The sequence below is a fragment of the Streptomyces sp. R28 genome (assembly GCF_041052385.1).
GTDB lineage: Bacteria > Actinomycetota > Actinomycetes > Streptomycetales > Streptomycetaceae > Streptomyces.
In genome coordinates, this window is record NZ_CP163439.1 from 5256769 (window position 1) to 5276241 (window position 19473).

Annotated in this window: 13 protein-coding genes, 3 tRNA genes and 2 pseudogenes; 7 read left to right on the top strand and 11 right to left on the bottom strand. The window is 71.1% G+C overall.

Translation table 11 applies throughout. From position 1 onward, the window contains the following. Positions 1-203 precede the first annotated feature (203 nt). Both AB5J49_RS23360 and AB5J49_RS23365 read right to left on the bottom strand, forming a co-directional pair. Positions 204-276 (bottom strand) — tRNA-Arg (locus tag AB5J49_RS23360). Between the two features lie 208 nt (positions 277-484). Beyond that, positions 485-575: transfer RNA gene (locus tag AB5J49_RS23365), tRNA-Ser, on the bottom strand. Between the two features lie 226 nt (positions 576-801). Between AB5J49_RS23365 and AB5J49_RS23370 the strand changes: the two genes are divergently transcribed. Together AB5J49_RS23370 and AB5J49_RS23375 are read left to right on the top strand one after the other, a co-directional pair. After that, positions 802-1344, top strand: coding sequence for an SSI family serine proteinase inhibitor (locus tag AB5J49_RS23370; protein WP_369170561.1), 543 nt, complete (start codon positions 802-804; stop codon positions 1342-1344). 389 nt (positions 1345-1733) lie between these two features. Then, entirely contained in the window at positions 1734-6173 is a 4440-nt protein-coding gene (locus tag AB5J49_RS23375; RefSeq protein ID WP_369170562.1) for a PAS domain-containing protein, read from the top strand. 119 nt (positions 6174-6292) lie between these two features. Here AB5J49_RS23375 and AB5J49_RS23380 read toward each other — a convergent pair whose 3' ends face one another. Further along, a complete protein-coding gene (locus AB5J49_RS23380) occupies positions 6293-6871 on the bottom strand; it encodes a TetR family transcriptional regulator (protein ID WP_369170563.1) in 579 nt (192 codons plus the stop codon). Between the two features lie 127 nt (positions 6872-6998). Here AB5J49_RS23380 and AB5J49_RS23385 point away from each other — a divergent pair, with 127 nt between their 5' ends. Beyond that, positions 6999-8201, top strand: coding sequence for an MFS transporter (locus AB5J49_RS23385; protein ID WP_369170564.1), 1203 nt, complete (start codon positions 6999-7001; stop codon positions 8199-8201). A gap of 253 nt (positions 8202-8454) precedes the next feature. Here the strand turns inward: AB5J49_RS23385 and AB5J49_RS23390 are convergent, their stop codons facing one another. From AB5J49_RS23390 to AB5J49_RS23415, 6 genes and pseudogenes are all read right to left on the bottom strand, one after another. After that, a complete protein-coding gene (locus tag AB5J49_RS23390; protein WP_369170565.1) occupies positions 8455-10131 on the bottom strand; it encodes a long-chain fatty acid--CoA ligase in 1677 nt (558 codons plus the stop codon). 278 nt (positions 10132-10409) lie between these two features. Then, positions 10410-10970 carry a SigE family RNA polymerase sigma factor gene (locus tag AB5J49_RS23395; RefSeq protein ID WP_369170566.1) on the bottom strand — a complete coding sequence of 187 codons (561 nt, stop codon included), beginning with the start codon at positions 10968-10970 and terminating at the stop codon, positions 10410-10412. A 146-nt stretch (positions 10971-11116) separates the two neighbouring features. Next, entirely contained in the window at positions 11117-12283 is a 1167-nt protein-coding gene (locus tag AB5J49_RS23400) for a lipid-transfer protein (protein WP_369170567.1), read from the bottom strand. A gap of 155 nt (positions 12284-12438) precedes the next feature. Then, positions 12439-12822 (bottom strand): annotated as a pseudogene (locus AB5J49_RS23405) (MaoC family dehydratase); the annotation flags it as partial. Between the two features lie 47 nt (positions 12823-12869). Continuing rightward, positions 12870-13838, bottom strand: a complete 969-nt coding sequence (locus AB5J49_RS23410) for a bifunctional MaoC family dehydratase N-terminal/OB-fold nucleic acid binding domain-containing protein (protein ID WP_369170568.1) — start codon at positions 13836-13838, stop codon at positions 12870-12872. Between the two features lie 392 nt (positions 13839-14230). Beyond that, the gene (locus tag AB5J49_RS23415) at positions 14231-14557 is read right to left on the bottom strand and encodes a hypothetical protein (protein ID WP_369170569.1); all 327 of its coding nucleotides are present in this window, start codon (positions 14555-14557) and stop codon (positions 14231-14233) included. Positions 14558-14932: 375 nt separating this feature from the next. Between AB5J49_RS23415 and AB5J49_RS23420 the strand changes: the two genes are divergently transcribed. From AB5J49_RS23420 to AB5J49_RS23435, 4 genes are all read left to right on the top strand, one after another. After that, positions 14933-15799: a bifunctional DNA primase/polymerase gene (locus tag AB5J49_RS23420; protein WP_369170570.1), complete on the top strand. Its 867-nt coding sequence runs from the start codon at positions 14933-14935 to the stop codon at positions 15797-15799. Positions 15800-15935: 136 nt separating this feature from the next. Beyond that, the gene (locus tag AB5J49_RS23425) at positions 15936-16367 is read left to right on the top strand and encodes a hypothetical protein (protein ID WP_369170571.1); all 432 of its coding nucleotides are present in this window, start codon (positions 15936-15938) and stop codon (positions 16365-16367) included. Positions 16368-16465: 98 nt separating this feature from the next. After that, positions 16466-16984, top strand: a complete 519-nt coding sequence (locus tag AB5J49_RS23430) for a DinB family protein (protein WP_369170572.1) — start codon at positions 16466-16468, stop codon at positions 16982-16984. Positions 16985-17108: 124 nt separating this feature from the next. After that, positions 17109-17444: an amphi-Trp domain-containing protein gene (locus tag AB5J49_RS23435; RefSeq protein WP_369170573.1), complete on the top strand. Its 336-nt coding sequence runs from the start codon at positions 17109-17111 to the stop codon at positions 17442-17444. A 64-nt stretch (positions 17445-17508) separates the two neighbouring features. On the opposite strand, the gene AB5J49_RS23440 is transcribed toward AB5J49_RS23435, so the two are convergent. Further along, positions 17509-17593 (bottom strand) — tRNA-Ser (locus AB5J49_RS23440). A 132-nt stretch (positions 17594-17725) separates the two neighbouring features. After that, positions 17726-19257, bottom strand: a pseudogene (locus AB5J49_RS23445) (serine/threonine-protein kinase). Positions 19258-19473 lie beyond the last annotated feature (216 nt).

Genomic DNA, 19473 nt, shown 5'->3' on the forward strand with positions numbered 1-19473 from the left:
GTGGGCGCCCTTCCTATCCTTCGGCAGGTCACCGTCGAGGACCTCCCGCAAGCTGGACTCACCGAGCAGTTCGTCGCCGAGGTGCGCATAAGGATTCTGAGCCACTTAGATCACTTCCCCGCGGCCGCGGCCCTCTTGAAGTGCTCCCCCACCCGACGAAAACGCCAGAGGCCCCGGATCACTCCGGGGCCTCTGACTCTATGTGCACTCGGCAGGATTCGAACCTGCAACCTTCTGATCCGTAGTCAGATGCTCTATCCGTTAAGCTACGAGTGCTTGTTCTGTTTTCCGCCGCTCCCGGCCCTTCCGGCCCGCTCGCGGCGACAGGAAGAACATTACATGACTGCCGCCGCCATGTGAAATCCGTTTGCCGCACCCCTTGTGGCCTGCGGAAACGCCCTGAAGAGCCCCCCATCGGCCGTATGGCGTCGCAGCGCAGACCAACGAAGCCCCGGTCTGGTGACCGGGGCTTCGTGATCAGGCGCGGAGGCGGAGGGATTTGAACCCTCGATGGGCTTTAAGGCCCAAACCGCATTAGCAGTGCGGCGCCATAGACCGGACTAGGCGACGCCTCCAGCACAGCCGCTCGCGCGAGCGCGAGTGGTGCGTGCAGATGATGACACAGTCGAGCGTGGTGTCACCAATCGGCTCCCACGGTACTAGGCAGGAAGGCTGCAGGGCAAAGTCCTTCCCGGCATGCGTCGAGGCTTACGTCGAGGTGTGCGCCGAGGTGTACGCCGAAGGGCTCAGGGCGGGTGGGGCCGTGCGCAACGTCCGGGGGCGCGCGACGTTAGTCAGGTCATGTTGCAGGTAAACCGTTCCGCCCCGGCCCGGCACCTTCGCCGGGTTCTCCTCGTCGCCGCCGGCTCCCTCGCGGCCGTCGGCTCCGCCGCCGTCGTGCCCGCCTCCGCGCACGCCCAGGCCGCGCCCCTTCCCCTCGCGCCCCCGACCCTCAAGGACCTGGGCCGCTCCGGCGATCACCTCACCGTCACCGTCCACAACACCGGCGGCGGTGTCGGTGGCGATGGCGATGGCGATGGCGATGGCGACCGGACCTATGAGCTCTCCTGTCATCCGGCAAGCGGCGACCACCCCGATGCCGAGGGCGCCTGTACCGCGCTCGACCGCGGTACCCGATGGGGCAAGGACGTCTTCGCGCCCACGCCGCAGGGCGGCTTCTGCACCATGCAGTACGGCGGGCCGGCCACCGCTCATGTCACCGGGACCTGGGCCGGGCGCCCCGTAGACGCGCGGTACGACCGCAGTGACGGGTGCCAGATCGCCCGATGGGACCGGCTCGTCCCACTCCTTCCCGACCTGCGGGCGGAAGGGCAGCGGTCGTAGCGGCCGTAGCGGTCCTGGCGCTCCTCGGGTCATGGGTGACGTGGATGTCGTAGGCCCTCAAGGGCCCGCCCTGAACCCGGCGTGCTGATGTGCGGTTCCGGCGTACGTGCGTTTCGCCGTCGGTCGCACAGGATTTCCATACCGGACGAACCGACTCCGTAAAACTCCCGCGAAGGTCTCGCGAAGCCGGAAGGGAGCCGGACGTAAGTCGGAAGGACGTCTGCACAGGCGGTCATACGTTCTGGGTCACTTCGTCGTGCGACCTCCCTCTCATCCGGCGTCGCGAGCGCAACCTCAGCCCTTAGACTCCCTCGCGTGACACGCTGCGGGCCGGTTGGCAAGATGGCTCGAGCGGTCGGCAAGGTGCGGTAACAGGGAGGAAGCGTCTCGTGAGCAGCAGGCCATCCCGAGGCGCTGCTCGCCTCGCAGCCATACTCGACGCGCTGCCCGATGCGTTGGTGCTGGTCAACGCCAATGGGACCGTCGTCAACGCCAACACCATCGCGCTCGAGGCCTTCGAGACGCCGGGGACCGCTCTGGTGGGGCGGGGGCTGCTCGATCTGCTGCCCCAGTTCGACTCGAAGCTGATTCCGGGCTCCATGCGGCGGCCCGACCACATGGATCCGCAGGGGCGGACCAAGCCGACCCGGATGATGGCCCGGCGGACCGACGGGACCGAGTTCCCGGTCGAGGTCACGTCCGCGAATCTCGAGAACGGCCAGCAGGCCTACGACAGCTACGGCTACACGGGTGACGAGCTGCTCATGCTCGTCGTACGGGACCTTTCGGGGACCGTCGACACCGAGGCCGAGCTGGCGCGTTCGCAGCGGCAGACCGAGATGATCCTGCGGGCTGCGTCGGAGGGTGTCGTCGGCACCGACACCGACGGGCGGATCGTTCTCGTCAACCCGGCCGCCGCTCAGATACTGGGTTACCGGGCCAGTGACCTCGGCGGTCGCGAGCTGCACACGCTCGTCCTGCACTCCCGTACCGACGGATCCCCCTTCCCGTACGAGGAGTCTGCGCTCGCCGACACCCTGCGCTCGGGGCGCAAGCACCGGGTGCGGGGGCAGGTGCTGTGGTCCAAGGGCGGGGACAAGGTGTCCGTCGACCTGACGACCGCGCCGGTGCGCGACGGCGAACAGCTCGTCGGCGCCGTGATGACCTTCACCGACCGGCGGCCGTACGACACCCTCGCCGACGAGAAGGCGGCGGACGACAAGCGGCACGCTCAGGAGCTGGAGCGGCTCGCCGAGGAGCACGCCTCCGAGCTGACCGCGCTGCGGCAGAAGCACGTGGCCGAACTCGAGGAGCTCAAGGAGCTCCACGAGGAGGAGCTCGCCGCGGGCGAGGAGCGGTACGCCGCACTCGGGGAGCGGGAGAAGGACCGGTACGAGGCGCTGGCGGGTCGGCATGAGCAGTTGCTGACACTGCTCGCGCGTTCACTGCGGGGTCCGCTCGACGAACTCCGTCGTGAGCTGGCCGCGCTCGCCGCGGACGACGCCGGGCAGTTGTGGCCCGAGGCCAACCAGGTGCTGCATCACCTGTCGGCCGGCTATTCGCGCATCACGACGCTGATCGACAACGTCCTCGGGTACCAGCGGCTCGACTCGGGTGGCGATCAGGTCATCCGTACGAAGGTGATGCTCGACGCCGTCGTCGCCGCGGGTGTCGACGGGGCCGTCGAACTCATCGGGCCGGGACGGGTGCAGTTCGCGGTGCACGCGCCGCCCATCGAGGCCGAGGTCGACCCGCAGCGCCTCGCCACCGCGCTCGCGCATCTCGTCGCGGATGTCGCGGGGGTCGACGCGACCGGCAACTCGCCCGTCTCCGCGGGCGGTTACATGGACAACACCGTCGTCGTCGCGGCGGCGCAGCGCGGTGAGGTCGTACGGATCGAGGTGCGCGGGCCGTACGCCGGGGGAGACCCGGTGCACGAGCCGATCGTGCGCGGCATCGTGCGGGCCCACGGCGGTGTGCTGCAGACGCACGACGTGCCGGGGATGAGCGGCAGCGCGTACGTCCTCGAAGTGCCGATCGGCGGTGGGGCCGGTGCCGTTCCCGCCCTCCCCGTCGAGGACGGCGCGGCTGAGGTCGGTGACGGGACCGAGGGTGCCGCCGAGGGCGGCGAGCAGGGTGCCGGGGGCGGTCGGCGACGGGCCCGGCGGTCCTCCGTCGACGCCTTCCTGGAGAGCGACACGCCCGGCGCCGACGCCGAGGCCGAGGCCACCGACGCCGAGGGCACGGCGCCCACCGGGCGGCGGCGCAGGCGCGCGGCCGCGCCTGCGCTGGAACTCCCGCAGTTTGCGGGAGACGGCGGCGGCGAGGCCTCCGGCGGTACCGGACGGCGGCGCGGACGCCCCGCCGAGAGCGGTGAGGGCGGCGACGGCGGCCAGGACGGTGTCGCCGAGGGAGCCGTCGTCACGGCCGCCGAGCACGCGGCGGGGACCGCGGCCACCGGGAACGGGCTCGGCGGGACCGTACCCCCGCAAGGAGTGCCCGGCCCCAGTGGGCGACGTGCCCGGCGTGACGGCGGGGAGCAGCACGCGCTGCCGCCCGCGCTGCCTGCGGGCGGTGACGCCGCCCAGCCGGGTTCCGGGGCCGGTACGGCGGGTTCGGGTGAGGGTGCTCAGCCGACCGGGCGTCGGCGACGTGCCCTGGCCGCGGCGGCCGAGCGCAGTGCCGCGCAGGCGCAGGCGCAGGAGGCGGGGCCCCGCCAGGTGTTCGCGCTGCCGCCCGCCGCGGCGGATCGGACTCCCGTCGCCGACGGCGGCGGCGGAGAGGGGCAGGGCGGCGGCGAGCCGACTTCGGCTCCGGCTCCGGGTCCGGGCCCAGCTCCGGCCATGACTCCGACCACGGCTGCGGCTGCAGCCATGACTCCCGCTTCGCCTGTGGCTCCGGGGCCCGTCCCGGGTGCGGTTCCGGTTCCGGGGCAGGCGCCGGCTCCCGTGCAGGCTCAGGTTCCGGGGCAGGCCCAGGCTCTCGGGCAGGTCCAGGCCCCCGCGCAGGGGGCTCCCGGTGACGTTCTCGCCGACGAGGGTCGGCACGACGCCGTGCCGCACGACCAGTCCGAGGACCACACCCCACCGCAGCCGCATCCGACCACCGCGCCGACCGGGCGTCGCCGCCGGGCCGTGGGCCAGCCGGCGGAAGCGGCCGGGTCGCAGGCGCAGGGCGTGCCGACGCAGGCTGCCGCCGGTCAGGGCGTTCCCGTACAGGGCGCTGCTGGGCACGCGGCTCCGGTGCAGCAGGGGCAGCCCCAGCCGGTGCCTGGCCAGCCGGTGCCGGGCCACCCCCTCCCCGCCGAGGCGGCCCCTGGCCAAAGCACCCCGGCCCCCCAGCCGTGGCCCGCTGCCGATGACACCCCCGGCGCCGGGACAGCCGTACCGGCGGACGTCGCTGCGGCGACTCCCGCGGCCCCGCACGCGGCCGGCGCTCCCGTGCCTCCGCAGGGCGCCGCCAACCCCGTACCGCCGAATCCGAACGTCCCCCAGCAGGCTCAGCCCCAGCCCGCCCCCGGTACCCCGGCTCCGGCCACCCCGCTGCCCCCCGAGGCGACGGCGGACCAGGCCGCCCAGCAGCAGCGTGCGGCGCAGCCTCTCCCTGCCGAAGCCGCAGCTCCTGGCGCTCCCGGCGCCGCGGTCGACCCGAACTCGACGCAGGGTCGGGCGATCAGTGTGCGGACGTTGGGGCAGGGGGTGCCGTTCACGCGGCAGGCGGCGCAGGTGCAGCAGCCCGCGCCGTCGTCGGCCACGCCTCCCCCGCATCAGACCAACGGCGGACGGCGCCGCAAGCTGGGTACGCCGCCCGACCCCGCCACACGGACCGGTGCCTCGGCGGAGCAGGCGGCGCGGCCGCATCCGCCGGCCGAGCAGCCGGTGCCCGCGCAGCCGGTTCCCGCACCGTCGCAGTCGTCGCTCGGCGGGCAGTCCCAGCCGTCGCAGGCCGGGCAGTCGCGGCTGGCGCCGACGCCCGAGGCCGCCGGACGGTCGTACGCCATAGGCGCGCCGGACGAGAACGCCGCCGAGGGGCCCGAACCGCTGGACGGGCCGGGCGGGGCCGTCGAGATCGCCGACACCCCGCGCCCGCAGCCGATGGACGACGAGCTGCCGCCGGAGCCGCTCGACAACCCGCGTCGGCTGCTGGTGTGGCCGGCGCCGGATGTGACGACCCAGCAGGCGCTCAGCGACCGCGGCTACCGGCCCGTCATCGTGCACTCGCGCGAGGAGGTCGACGCGCAGATCGCGGCGTTCCCGGCCGCGCTGTTCGTCGACCCGCTGACCGGGCCGATCACCCGGACCGCGCTGCAGTCGTTGCGGCAGGCCGCGGTGGCGGCCGAGGTGCCGGTGATGGTGACAGCGGGGCTCGGACAGGCCTCGCGGGAGGCGGCGTACGGCGCCGATCCCGCCGTACTGCTGAAGGCGCTCGCGCCGCGCGACACCGAGCAGCACCCGCCGCGCGTCCTGCTCATCGAGGAGCACGCGGAGATCGCGCTGGCCTTGACCGCGACGCTGGAGCGGCGCGGGATGCAGGTGGCGCGGGCCGCGAGCGACGCCGACGCGGTGGCGCTGGCAGGTGACTTCCGGCCGAACCTGGTCGTGATGGACCTGATGCAGGTGCACCGGCGCCGGGCCGGGATCGTGGACTGGCTGCGCGCGAACGGGCAGCTCAACCGCACCCCGCTCGTCGTCTACACGGCCGCCGTCGACCAGGCCGACCTGCCGCGGCTTGCCTCCGGCGAGACGGTGCTGTTCCTCGCCGAGCGTTCCACCAGCGGTGAGGTGCAGTCCCGGATCGTGGACCTGCTGTCGCGGATCGGGACCAACTGACGACGTATGTCGTGACGCGGTACCGGCTGACCTACGTCGTTGACGCGGTACCGGCTGACGTACGTCGTTGACGCGGTACCGGCCGATGTACGTCGTGACGCGGTACCGGCTGACGTACGTCAGCGCGCGATGAGCCTGCGCGCCGCTTCCTTGACCGAGGCACGCAGGCGGTCGCGGTCGGCGTCCTCGCCGCCCACCAGGATGCGGCTCATCTGAGGCACGACGGTGGCCCAGTTGGCCATCGCGACCAGCAGGAACAGCAGGTCCTGGGCCGGGATCGCGTCGGTGATGACGCCGCGGTCCTGGCCGTCCTGGACGGCGGCGACCTTGTAGGCGTAGTGGTCCTGGCGCTCGGTCTCGTCGGGCAGTTCGGTGGTGCCGTACTGGATGCCCTCCCAGTAGAGGAGGCGCAGCAGTTCCGGGTGGGCGGCGTGGTAGTCCATCAGCCGGTCCAGCCAGCCCTCGATGTCGTCCGGGTCGACGGGGACGGCTGCCGCGAGGTCGACCATGGACCGGCCGAGGACCTGGGAGAACAGCTCCGCCTTGTTGCCGAAGTAGGCGTAGATCAACTGCTTGTTGGCCTTGGCCTCGGCCGCGATGCGGTCGATCCGGGCGCCCGCGATGCCGTACCGGGCGAACTCGGCGACCGCCGCGTCGAAGATCCGGGCCTTGGTGGCCTCGGGGTCCCTTACTGCCATGGGATCAGGGTAGCGGGTAAGTAACCAACTGTTTGGTTGACGGCGAGGCGAGTGCGGCGCAGACTGTTCGGCGGCACCCAACCAACCAGTTAGTTGTTAGAGAAGGCTCGAAGGAGTCGTTCCGCTCATGCAGTCGACCACCCCAGCTCACCGTCTCCGCACGCCCGCCCCGGAGACGAAGACGTCACGCCTCTTCCTCCCTCTCATCGCCCTGTGCTCCGCCGTCACGGCCGCCAACATCTATCTCGCGGCCCCGCTGCTCTCGATCATCGCCCGGGACTTCGGGACCGCCCCCTCGGCCGTGGCCTGGATCGCCTCGGTCGCTCAGTTCGGCTACGCCGCCGGCCTGCTCTTCTTCGCCCCGCTCGGCGACCGCGTGAGCCGACGTCCACTGGTCGCCGTCCTGTCGCTGGCCACGACGGCCGCCCTGGCCGTGGCTGCGGCGGCGCCCGGGACCAGCGCGCTCGCGGCTGCGGTCCTCGTCGCCTCCGCCGCGACCGTCGTCCCGCAACTGCTCGTCCCGCTCGTCGCCGAACGCGCCCCCGCCGACCGCCGCGCCCGCCATGTCGCCGCCGTCATCGCGGGCCTGTTCACCGGCATCGTCGCGGCCCGTGTCCTCGGCGGCCTGGCCGGGCAGGCCTTCGGCTGGCGCTGGGTGTTCGTGGGCGCGGCCGTCCTCACCGCCGTACTCGGCCTGCTGACAGCCGCCGTCCTGCCGGCCGAACGCCCCCGCCGCGCCGGCGGCCCCGGCGGCCTCTTCTCCGGCCTCACCGAGATGCCGGGCCTGGTGCGCCGCTCCCCCGATCTGTGGCGCGCATGCGTACGGCAGGCCGGCATGTACGGCGCCTGGAGCGCCCTGTGGACCTCGCTGGCCCTGCTGCTGACGGGGAAGCCGTACGCTCTCTCGACCGCGACCGCCGGACTCTTCGGCCTCTTCGGGCTGGCCGCGAGCGTCGTGGCGCCGCTCGCGGGGGGCCTGGTCGACCGCTTCGGTGCCGCCAAGGTCGTACGGTCCGCGTATCTGCTCGCCGCCCTCTCCGTGCCGCTGTTCTGGCTGGGCGGGCACATGATGGCCGCGCTGTTCGTGGCCGCCGTCGCCATCCACGCCGCCCTGGTCGCCTCCCACGTCGCCAACCAGACCCTGGCCCTGACGACCACGGCCTCTCCCGCGACCGCCAACAGCGCCTACGTCGTCGCCGGCTTCACAGGCGGCGCCACCGCCTCGGCCCTGGCGGGCTTCGCCTTCGGGCAGTGGGGCTGGGGCGGAGTGTGTGCGGTGGCGGGGGTTTGGCTGGTGTTGGGGTGGGGGTTCACTGCGGGGCGGCGGTGAGCGTATGGGAGTTGGGCGTATGGCGGGGAGGCGTGCGGCGGTGAGGCGTGCGGCAGTGAAGGAGCCTGAGCCGCACGGCAATGAAGTCGGTGACGGTCGGCGGGAGTCGGTGGCCGGGATGAGGGCGGGGCGCGGAAGAACCCGCCCCGTCCCGACCGCCGTACGCCCGTCAGGGGTTGCCGGTCAGAGGTTGCCCGTCCGGGAGTTGCCCGTCCGGAGTTGCCCCCGGAGTTGACCGTCAGGGCTCGCCCCCTCAGAGCTGGGTGATGTCCAGGTCGCCCTCGGCGTACTGCCTGCGCAGCACCTTCTTGTCGAACTTGCCGACGCTCGTCTTCGGCACCGCCTCGATGACCGTCCAGCGCTCCGGGAGCTGCCACTTGGCGATCTTGCCCTCGTCGGCGAGGAAGGCTCGCAAGGCCTCGAAGTCGGTGGTGGCGCCCTCCTTGAGGACGACCGTGGCCAACGGGCGCTCGCCCCACTTGTCGTCGGGGACGGCGACAACGGCGGCCTCGGCGACGTCCGGGTGGGACATCAGGGCGTTCTCCAGCTCGACCGAGGAGATCCACTCGCCGCCGGACTTGATGACGTCCTTGGCGCGGTCGGTGAGGGTGAGGAAGCCGTCGGAGGAAATGGTGCCGACATCGCCGGTCTTCAGCCAGCCGTCCTCGCTGAACTTGTCGGCGGGGCGCAGGGGTTCGGCGTCAGGGCCGTTGTAGTAGGCGCCCGCGATCCAGGGGCCGCGCACCTCCAGCTCGCCGGCCGACTCGCCGTCCCAGGGGATGCGTTCGCCGCCGGGGCCGGTGAGGCGGGCCTCGACGCTCGTCGGGAAACGGCCCTGGGTCAACCGGTACGCGAACTCCTCCTCCGTACCGACCGCATGCGCCGGCGGACGGGCGACCGTGCCGAGCGGGGAGGTCTCCGTCATGCCCCAGGCGTGGCAGACCCGCATGCCCAGCTTGTCGAACGCCTCCATCAGCGAGGGCGGGCAAGCCGAGCCGCCGATGGTGACCTGGCCGAGAGTGGAGACGTCCCGGGGCTTGGCGGTGAGCTCGGCGAGCAGACCCTGCCAGATGGTGGGCACGGCGGCCGCGTGGGTCGGCTTCTCGCCCTCGATCATCTCGGCGAGGGGCGCGGGCTGGAGGAAGCGGTCCGGCATCAGCATGTTGACGCCGGTCATGAAGGTGGCGTGCGGCAGTCCCCAGGCGTTGACGTGGAACTGCGGCACCACGATCAGCGAGGTGTCCTGGTCCGTCAGCCCCATCGACTGGGTCATGTTGACCTGCATGGAGTGCAGGTAGACGGAACGGTGGGAGTAGACGACACCCTTCGGGTCGCCGGTCGTCCCGGAGGTGTAGCACATGGAGGCGGCCTGACGCTCGTCCAGCTCCGGCCAGTCGTATGTGGTCGGCTTGCCGGCGATCAGCTCCTCGTACTCGTGCACCTGCACGGACGCGCCCGCCAGAACGGAACGGTCACCCGGCCCCGACACCACCACATGCTCCACCGTCTTGAGGTGCGGTAGCAGCGGGGCGAGCAGGGGGAGGAGCGAACCGTTGGCGATGACCACTCGGTCGGCCGCGTGGTTCACGATCCAGGCCAACTGCTCGGCCGGGAGACGGAGGTTGAGGGTGTGCAGGATCGCGCCCATCGAGGGGATCGCGAAGTACGCCTCGACATGCTCGGCGTTGTTCCACATCAGGGTCGCGACCCGCTCGTCGCCGACCACGCCCAGGTCCTCGTGGAGGGCATGCGCCAGCTGGGCCGCACGCGCACCGACCTCGGCGAAGGAACGGCGGTGCGGCTCGGCCGCTCCGGTCCAGGTGATGACCTGCGATGAGCCGTGAATCGTCGACCCGTGGGTCAGGATCCTCGAGATCAGCAGCGGTACGTCCTGCATCGTGCTCAGCACGGCGTCCTCCCGGGGCGACATTGCCTACGCGGTAGTAAGGGCTGCGGAGATTCTGCGCGCATACCGCGCGGTATGTCACTAGGGCCGGGCGATCGATCATGTCACGTTGCGTTCATGAGGGCGTGACGATAACGGGGGAGGCGAGCTCGGTCGGGGTGGGATCGGGGGTGGGCCTGGGTTATAGGAACGGCGCGATGGACGACAGGGACGGCGCCGTGGATGACAGAGACAGCGCCGTGGACGACAGGGACGGCGCGGGGTTCCGGTCTCGGGAGCTCACCGTCGGCCCAGCGCCGGCACTAGCGAACCAGCACCAGCTCAGGGTCCTCGCGGAGCTTCCCGAGCGCTCGTGACACCGCCGACTTCACCGTGCCGACGGAGACCCCGAGCACCTCGGCCGTCTGGACCTCGCTGAGGTCCTCGTAGTACCTCAGGACGACCATCGCCCGCTGCCGCGCCGGCAGCCGCATGATCGCGCGCCACATCGCGTCGTGCAGCGCCTGCCGCTCCGCCGGGTCGTCGTCGTGGCCGGGCGCGGACTCCGGCTCGGGCAGCTCGTCGCAGGCGAACTCGTCGACCTTGCGCTTACGCCACTGCGACGTCCGCGTGTTCAGCAGCGCCCTGCGCACATAGCCGTCGAGCGCGCGATGGTCCTCGATGCGCTCCCAGGCGACGTACGTCTTGGTGAGTGCGGTCTGCAACAGGTCCTCCGCGTCGCTCGGGTTCGCGGTCAGCGACCGGGCGGTACGCAGCAGCACCGGCTGGCGGGCCCGGACGTACGACGTGAAGCAGGGATACGTCGCATTCGGCAGGGACCGCGTCGCGGCGTCGGAAGCGCTGGTGCAGACGGGTGTGGTCATGGCTCCACGCTATGAGCGGACCCTGCCCCAGCGGATCGGCCGCAGGTGCCGAAGCAACGTCCGCCTCAGGTTGTAGGGGTGGGGCTGACTCCACCTCCTGAAGGTGGACGAGCGGGGGACACATACTGCGGGATTACCCCTGGGGGTCACCCGTCGGCAGCAAGAACCAGCCCCGACGTCGGCACACCCGTACCCGCCGTCACCAGCACCCGCCCCGCCCCGGCTATCTGGTTCACGGACGTCCCCCGCACCTGCCTCACCCCCTCCGCGATGCCGTTCATCCCGTGCAGATACGCCTCCCCGAGCTGCCCCCCGTGGGTGTTGAGCGGCAGCCGCTCCTCGGCCACGAAGTCCCCGGCCTCCCCCTTTCCACAGAACCCGAACTCCTCCAACTGCATCAGCACGAAAGGAGTGAAGTGGTCGTACAGGATCCCCACGTCGATCTCCCCCGGCCCCAGCCCCGCCGTCCGCCACAGCTGCCGCGCCACCACGGCCATCTCCGGCAGGCCGGTGAGGTCGTCCCGGTAGAAGCTCGTCATCTGCTCCTGCCCTCGGCCGGCGCCCTGGGCCGCCGCCGCTATGACGGCCGGCCGGCGGCGCAGGTCACGGGCCCGGTCGACGGTCGTGACGACGAGCGCCTGGCCGCCGTCCGTCTCCTGGCAGCAGTCCAGCAGCCGCAGTGGCTCGACGACCCAGCGCGAGGCCGCGTGGTCGGCGAGGGTGATGGGTCTGCCGTGGAAGTACGCGGCCGGGTTGGTCGCCGCGTACTTGCGGTCGACGACGGCCACATGTCCGAACACCTCCGGCGCCAGCCCGTACGTGTGCAGATATCGCTGGGCCGCCATCGCCACCCAGGAGGCCGGTGTGAGCAGCCCGAACGGCAGCGACCAGCCCAGCGCCGCCCCCTCCGCCGACGGCTCCCGATGCTGCACTCCCGACCCGAAACGCCGCCCCGACCGCTCGTTGAAGGCCCGGTAGCAGACCACCACCTCGGCGACCCCCGTGGCCACGGCGAGCGCCGCCTGCAGGACGGTCGCGCAGGCCGCGCCGCCGCCGTAGTGGACCCGGGAGAAGAAGGACAGCTCGCCCATCCCGCAGGCCTGGGCCACCGTGATCTCCGGGCTGGTGTCCATCGTGAACGTGACCATCCCGTCCACGTCCCCGGGCGTCAGCCCCGCGTCGTCCAGCGCGGCCCGCACCGCCTCCACGGCCAGCCGGAGCTCGCTGCGCCCCGAGTCCTTGGTGAACTCGGTGGCCCCGACACCGACAATCGCCGCCCGACCGGCCAGGGCGTCCCGCGCGCGGACGCTCATGCCGGACCCTCCGACGATGCAGTGACCGCAGCCCTCGCCGGTACGCTGCCCGGCACCCCAGCCGGGGTCCCGCTGTCCGCCGCTCCCACCTGCCCGCTGTCCACCGCCTCCACCGGCACGCCGACTGCCGCCCCCGCCCGGACAGTGACCGCAGCACCAGCCGGGACGGTCACCGTCACCGTGCCGGTCACGTGTCTGCCGATGCCGTTCGCGCCGACCACCTGTACCGTCGCCGTGTCGCCGTCGACCTCCTCGATCCTGCCCGTCAACACCATCGTGTCTCCCGGGTAGTTGGGCGCCCCGAGTCGTATGGCCACCCTGCGCAGTTCGGCCGTCGGTCCGAAGTGGTCGGTGATGTAACGGCCGACCAGGCCGTTGGTCGTGAGGATGTTCATGAAGATGTCGGGAGAGCCCTTCTGGCGGGCCAACTCCGCGTCGTGGTGCACGTCCTGGTAGTCGCGGGAGGCGATGGCCCCGGCGACGATCAGCGTGCGGGTGATCGGGATCTCCAGCGGCGGCAGCTCGTCACCGGCCTTGATGCGATTCTCCGTCGCTCCCTGATTCCCCGTCGCTCCCTCACCGGCCCTCATGCGACAACCTCCTGCATCTGCTGAGCCTCCTGAGCGCACCAGACAGGCAGCACCAACCCCTCGTCGTACTCCCGGAATTCGAGTCGCACCGGCAGCCCGATCCGCACCTTGTCGTACGGCACCCCCACCACGTTGCCGATCATCCGCACACCCTCGGCCAGTTCGATCAGGCCGACCGCGTAGGGAGGGTCGAAGGCGGGGAACGGTGGGTGGTGCATCACGACGTACGAATAGACCGTGCCCTCGCCACTCGCCCCGACCGTGTCCCAGTCCAGGCCGCCGCAGGCGTTGCAGCCGGGCAGCCAGGGGTGGCGCAGAGTGCCGCAGCCGGTGCAACGCTGGATGAGCAGGCTGCGCCGCTGGACGCCCTCCCAGAAGGCGGCGTTGTCGCGGTTGACTACGGGGCGGGGGCGAGAGGGTTTCTTGTGCTGCCCTGGCTGACCGGCCCGGCCTGTGGGCGCGTATTTGAGGATGCGGAAGCGGTGGGTGCCCGCCAGGTCGCTGCCGACGCGGATGTTCATGCGGGTCGTGACGAAGTACCCCGTGCCGAGCTTCGTCGTCTTCTTCTCCGACACCGACTCGATCACCGAGTCGAAGGTGATCTCGTCCCCGGGCCGCAGGGGCCGTAGATACTCCTGCTCGCAGTCGGTGGCGACCACCGAGGTGTAGCCCGCGTCGTCGAGCAGGCCGAGCAGCTCGTCGTACGCGTGCGTGCCTCTCGCATGGCCGGAGAGGCCGCTCATGGTCCACGCCTGGAGCATGGTGGGCGGTGCGATGGCGTCCGGCCCCGAGTACGCCGGGTTGGTGTCGCCCATGGCCTCGCACCAGTGTCGGATCATGGGCGCGTTGACGGGATCCTTGCCCGCGCGCGCCACAGCGGCGCGCTGCCCCTCGTAGACCTTCAACCGCGTCTCGAACTCGTCGCTCGCTTCCGCCTCATGGCTCACCACGGGCTCGTAGCTCACCGTCGCCCCCTCGTCCTCATCGCCCCACGGCGCATCGCACTGACACTTCTGGTACACCGCGACCGCCGATCCGGTTCCCACGAGTTTTTGAGAACTTCACGACGCGCCGGGCCCGGGTCCCGGGCCCCAGGTCTCAGACCACAGACCACAGGCCCCAGGCCCAGGCTCCAGACTCACGAAGGTTTCTGACTGTCCGTCAGATATAGCCCACTGTCAAGGTCGCAGCAGGCCGATGAAGGTCACCGGAAGGCCGTAGAAAAGCCAGGAGAAACACGGAAAACGCCTGCGTGGCGGCACCGAAGTACCGCCACGCAGACGCTTTGCACCCCACAGCACACCCCACAGATCCGAGAGGGCCGGCGCGTGAGCACCGGGGCACCGGCCCCCTCAGCTCACCACCAGATCGGAGTGAAGTTGACGGACGTGTTGTCGTTGCCCTGATTGACGGCCGTGAACGCGGAGCCGTTGACCTGGGCCGTGTTGCTCTGGTTCGAGGCGCCGGAGCCGGTCGCCTGCTGCTGTGTGGTGGACGAGGTGCCGTAGTTGTCGCCGCCGACCCCGCTGCCGATGAGGCCCTGGGCGGCGTTCGTGACGGCCGCGCTGGATCCGTCGTCCGCGAAGGCGCCGTTGTCCGCCGTCGCGACGCCGGTGAACAGTGCGGCGGCGAGCGGGAGTGCGGAGACAGCTGCGATGACGCGGGCGGTACGGATGCTTGCCATGTTGTTCCTCCAGAACAGCGCCCAGGCTCCCCGCCGGACGCATAGGTAGTGCATGAAGTACTGCTCGTCCCAAGGCAGTTGGCCGACCGCCCCGGAGCTGTGCACGACGTCGCGAGATCAGAGTTGCCCACCGAATCCCCGACGAACCACCCCGGAAGCCACCATTCGCCCTGAAGCGTGATGACAAGTCGATAAACCCCTTTCGCCACTTCTAGCCTCCAAGTCGGGGCAGTGCGGACAGCCCCATCTCAAGCCCCACAAGAGGCGAAAGGTTCCAGCAGACTTCTGGCCAAACCTCCACCGCCCGGCGAGTCGCCCGCCAGGCCACCCTCTCCCCCTCTTTCCTTTTTCGAACATTCGTACGAACATGGAGGCATGGCCACCACCGACCGGCAGGCCACGACGCTGGCCCTCGCACACGCCCTGTCAGCCGCCGAACGCGGACTGGCCGTCATCCCCCTGTCCCGGACGAAGCTCCCGGCCCTGCGCTCCCCGCACCGCGACGACCCCGGCCCCACGCCCTGCCACGGCGAGTGCGGCCGCTTCGGGCACGGGGTCTACGACGCCTCCACCGACCCCGCCCGCATCCGCGAACTCTTCGCGGCCGCCCCCTGGGCCACGGGCTACGGCATCGCGTGCGGCCTGCCCCCACACCACCTGATCGGCATCGACCTCGACACCAAATCCGGTACGGACTCCTCGGCCGCCCTGCGCGAACTGGCCCTGCGACACCTGTTCACGATTCCGCTCACGGTCGTCGTCCTGACCCCGAGTGGCGGCCGCCACCTCTGGCTGACCGGCCCGCCCGACGTCGTCGTCCCCAACTCGGCGGGGCGCCTCGCGCCCGGCATCGACATCCGCGGCGCCGGCGGCTACCTCGTCGGCCCCGGCTCCCGCACCGACCACGGCGTCTACAGCACCGCCCCCGGCACCTCCCACATCGCACCCGCGCCCTGCCCGCGCGCCCTCCTGCGCCTTCTGCTCCCTCCGCCCCGCACGCACCACCCCACGCCCCCGTCGGCCGGCGGCCACGGGCAGGGACTCGTCCAGTTCGTGCTCGCCGCGCACGAGGGCCAGCGCAACACCCGCCTGTTCTGGGCCGCCTGCCGCGCCTACGAGGACGGCATCGGCCCCGCCCTGGTCGACCCGCTGGTCGAGGCGGCACTCAGCACCGGCCTGACCGAACGCGAGGCCCGCGCGACGATCGCGTCGGCTGCCCGCATGACGGGGCACCGGCCTTGACGGGGCACCGGCCTTGACGGGGCACCGGCCTTGACGGGGCACCGGCCCTGACGGGACGTCCGGGGTTCCGTAGGCGCCTGACAGGCCTGGAAAAATTCACGGGAGCTCGATGCACCACCGCCCTAGAGTGCCGACCATGTCACTGACCCACGTCGTCCTCACCTCCGGCCGCTCGCTCGACCTCTCCGAGCTGCAGCTCTCCTCGACGTACGGCGGAATGCTGGAGGGCTACCCGTGCAAGCCGGTCAACGACATGAGGATCAGGGGCCTCGTCCGCGCCGCGGAGCACGCCCGCCCCGCCTCGCCGCTGCACCTCGTGCCGCCGCCGCGCGAGTATCCCGACCAGTACGCGGGCGCGTTCGGCCCGGTCGAGGTGCTGCCGTCTGTGGCCTGCGTGGGCGCCTTCCACTCCACGGCCCTCGACCGCGACCACGACCCGGTCCTGTATCGCTCCGTCCTCACGATCATCTGGTTCCAGCCCACCACGCGCGTGCCCTCCGGCTGTGACGCGGAGGACGCGCTGCGGGAGGTCGAGTGGGAGCGGCTGGCGCGGGACTACGAGCTCTAGACGGCGGGACTACGGGCTCTGGAGACGGCCCTGCGACGACAGCCCTTGCGGAGAAATCGGCTTGCTCCGCAGGGGAGGCCGTCTGTCAGGGTCGGGCGATGAGCATTTCCCGACGTGACCTGATGCGCTGGCAGTTCGATCTCACCTGGGCGCTGTTCGAGTACCACCTCGAACGGCTCCGACCCGAGGACTTCCTGTGGGAACCGGGACCGCACTGCTGGACCGTGCGCCCGGCTGCCGACGGAACCTGGGTGCCGGACTGGGCGGAGACCGAGCCCGACCCCGTCCCCGTGCCGACCATCGCCTGGGTGAGCTGGCACATCGGCTGGTGGTGGAGCGTGGCCACCGACCATCTGCGGGGCCGCCCGCCCCGAGAGCGGACCGACGTCACCTGGCCAGGCGACGGGAAGGCGACCGTCGCCTGGCTGCGCGACCTGCGTGCGGAGTGGCTGGCCGCGCTGGACCGGCTCGACGACACGGATCTGGACGCCACGGCGCCGTTTCCCTTGCCGAACGACCCGCAGTACACCGTCGCCCACATGATCGGCTGGGTGAACGCCGAGCTGATGAAGAACGCCGCCGAGATCGGACAGTTGAGGCTGCTACGGGCCCGGTAACCGGGGCTCTGATCCGTCGCCGCCGACGCCGCGCTGGTGGGTGTTTCTCGGCAAGATGTCCAGCTCGGCAATTAGCACCAAAATGGTCATTGTCTTCCCATATTCGCGCTGGATCGGAGACGCCATGAAGGATCTCAAGCTTGAGCAGAAGCGCTCCCTGTCCCGCCTTGAGGCGGCCGATCAGCTCGAGGCGCTCGCGACCGCGCTGAGGGAAGGCGGCGATGCCGAACTGGAACTCGACCCTTGGAAGCTGAGCCTGCGGATCCCGGACGACCTTCGCGGCGAGATCGAGGTCGAGGTCAGTGACGGGGAGATCGAGCTGGAGATCGAGTTCAAATGGCCGACCGCCTCAGGCGCAGAGAAGCCTGGAAGCAGGCAGAAGAGCACGGCTGCCGGTCCCGGGCGAGCCCGCACCGGGGCAGGCAGAACCTCGAAGCGGACCGCCGCGACGAAGTCGTGAGCCGAGAAGGGGTGCCCGAAAATCCGGGCACCCCTTCTCACCTGGCCTTATACCGCCTGACAAGCGGTGGGTGTGGGATTTGAACCCACGGTGACTCGCGCCACGACGGTTTTCAAGACCGTTCCCTTAGGCCGCTCGGGCAACCCACCTCGCCCCGGCCCACCAGGGGCGGAGCGGGTACAGCGTACCGGCCTGACGCGTGGCGCGGGGTTGGTGGTCCGTATGGGGGCCGGTCGCTCCCTTGCCGAGCAGTCTCTGAGCGGCCGTACGAGCGCTCGCCGTCAGCCGGCGTCGCTCAGGCGGACTCCCTTGACGGCGGCGTCGAAGACCGGCCGGTACTCGTGCCATTGCTCGTCCGGGGCGGAGAGGTAGATGACGTACTGGGTGCCGTCGGCGCTCGCGAAGGCCAGTTCCGCCGCGCGGTACTTGCGTGCCCGGCCGTCGAAGGTGAACTCCCAGTACCCGGCAGGCCGTCCCCGGAAGGTCGTTTCGGCCATCCTGACGCGTTCGTAGCCGGGGTTGTCGCGGGCGGTCTGTTCCTCTTCCGTCTCACGCCAGTGCCGCAGCGGATCGGTGCCCGCGAACTCGACGACGTTGACCCTCAGGCCCACCAGTTCCGACGGGTCTATATAGCCGACTTCGCCGCCGGACAACGTCTTGCGGGTCCAGCCGTCCCGCACCGGCACGGAGATGCCGGTGTCCGGCTTCTCGAGGTGGTACCCGGCGGGCATCGGCGGCACGGTGGGACCGGGACTGGCGGCGGGGGAGGAAGTGACGCCTCGGGGCCGGACGTATGCGCGGTCGGCCCATCGGGGCCGCGCTTGAGCCACCACAGTGCGCCGCCGCCCGCCAGACAAGCGGCGAGGGTCACTGCCAGGACGGACCACACCACCGTACGTCGGCGGTTGCCCCTGCCCTTGCCCTTCCCGCCAGGAGGCGCGAGGTCCTCGGCACGGTCCGGGCGCGTGGGGGAATCGAGGCGCGCGGTTCGGGTGCCGGTCACCTCGCCCAGGCGGCGTTCGACCTCGTGCACGTCCATGCGCTGTTCGGGATCCTTGACGAGCAGACCCTCGATCACCGGGGTCAGGTCCCCGGCCCTGCGCGAGGGCTCGTACGGATCGGTGGCGATGGCGTACGCCGTCTCGATGGGGGTGTCGCGCCGGAACGGGTCCCGCCCCTCGACCGCCTGGTACAGCGTTGCCCCCAGGGCCCACAGATCACTGGCGGGACCGGTCTCGGGATGCGCGCCCCTGAGCCGTTCGGGCGCCAGGTAGCAGATGGAGCCGATCAACTCGCCGGGCTTGGTCAGCGAGGACGTTCCCGACTCCATGGCGATCCCGAAGTCGGTGAGGACGATCCGTCCGTCGTCACCGAGCAGCACGTTGGCGGGTTTGACGTCCCGGTGCAGGACCCCGGCGTCGTGGGCGGCGCGCAGGGCGGCGGCCATGGCCAGGCCGATCCGGGCGGCCTCCTCGGGTGGCAGCGCGCCCCGGCGGGTCAGTACGTCGCTCAGCGTGACCGAGGGGATGTACTCCATGACGATGCACGGCAGGCCCTCGTCGTCGACGACGTCGTGCACCACGATCACGTTGGGGTGGGTGATCCGGGCGGCGCTGCGGGCCTCGCGGCGGGTGCGCTCGTAGAGCGTCCGGACCTCGTCGTCCTGCAGGTGCGGCGGGATGCGCAGCTTCTTCACGGCGACGTGGCGGCCGAGCAGTTTGTCCTCGGCACGCCAGACGGTTCCCATACCGCCGCTGCCCACCCGCTCCACCAGCAGGTACCTGCCGGCGACGAGCCGCCCGAGATCGGACACCGCGAGACCGTCCCCTTGTCTGCTTCCCATTCGCGGCTCCGCTTCCCATTCGCGAACAGTCGAGGTCGAGAAGGCACGATAGCCCATCCGAACGTATGGACGCGGTCGCCCTCGATCGGCAACTCCCCACGCGCGCAGCGTAATCCACACCCGGGCGAACAGCTTCCTGGCCGTCCACCCATGCCGTCGCCTCAGCGAACGACAGTGCGACAGGGC

Coding starts and splice junctions, on each gene's coding strand:
- AB5J49_RS23370 (WP_369170561.1), top strand. CDS start 802: ATGTTGCAGGTAAACCGTTCCGCCCCGGCCCGGCACCTTCGCCGGGTT.
- AB5J49_RS23380 (WP_369170563.1), bottom strand. CDS start 6,871: ATGGCAGTAAGGGACCCCGAGGCCACCAAGGCCCGGATCTTCGACGCG.
- AB5J49_RS23385 (WP_369170564.1), top strand. CDS start 6,999: ATGCAGTCGACCACCCCAGCTCACCGTCTCCGCACGCCCGCCCCGGAG.
- AB5J49_RS23390 (WP_369170565.1), bottom strand. CDS start 10,131: ATGTCGCCCCGGGAGGACGCCGTGCTGAGCACGATGCAGGACGTACCG.
- AB5J49_RS23395 (WP_369170566.1), bottom strand. CDS start 10,970: ATGACCACACCCGTCTGCACCAGCGCTTCCGACGCCGCGACGCGGTCC.
- AB5J49_RS23400 (WP_369170567.1), bottom strand. CDS start 12,283: ATGAGCGTCCGCGCGCGGGACGCCCTGGCCGGTCGGGCGGCGATTGTC.
- AB5J49_RS23415 (WP_369170569.1), bottom strand. CDS start 14,557: ATGGCAAGCATCCGTACCGCCCGCGTCATCGCAGCTGTCTCCGCACTC.
- AB5J49_RS23420 (WP_369170570.1), top strand. CDS start 14,933: ATGGCCACCACCGACCGGCAGGCCACGACGCTGGCCCTCGCACACGCC.
- AB5J49_RS23425 (WP_369170571.1), top strand. CDS start 15,936: ATGTCACTGACCCACGTCGTCCTCACCTCCGGCCGCTCGCTCGACCTC.
- AB5J49_RS23430 (WP_369170572.1), top strand. CDS start 16,466: ATGAGCATTTCCCGACGTGACCTGATGCGCTGGCAGTTCGATCTCACC.
- AB5J49_RS23435 (WP_369170573.1), top strand. CDS start 17,109: ATGAAGGATCTCAAGCTTGAGCAGAAGCGCTCCCTGTCCCGCCTTGAG.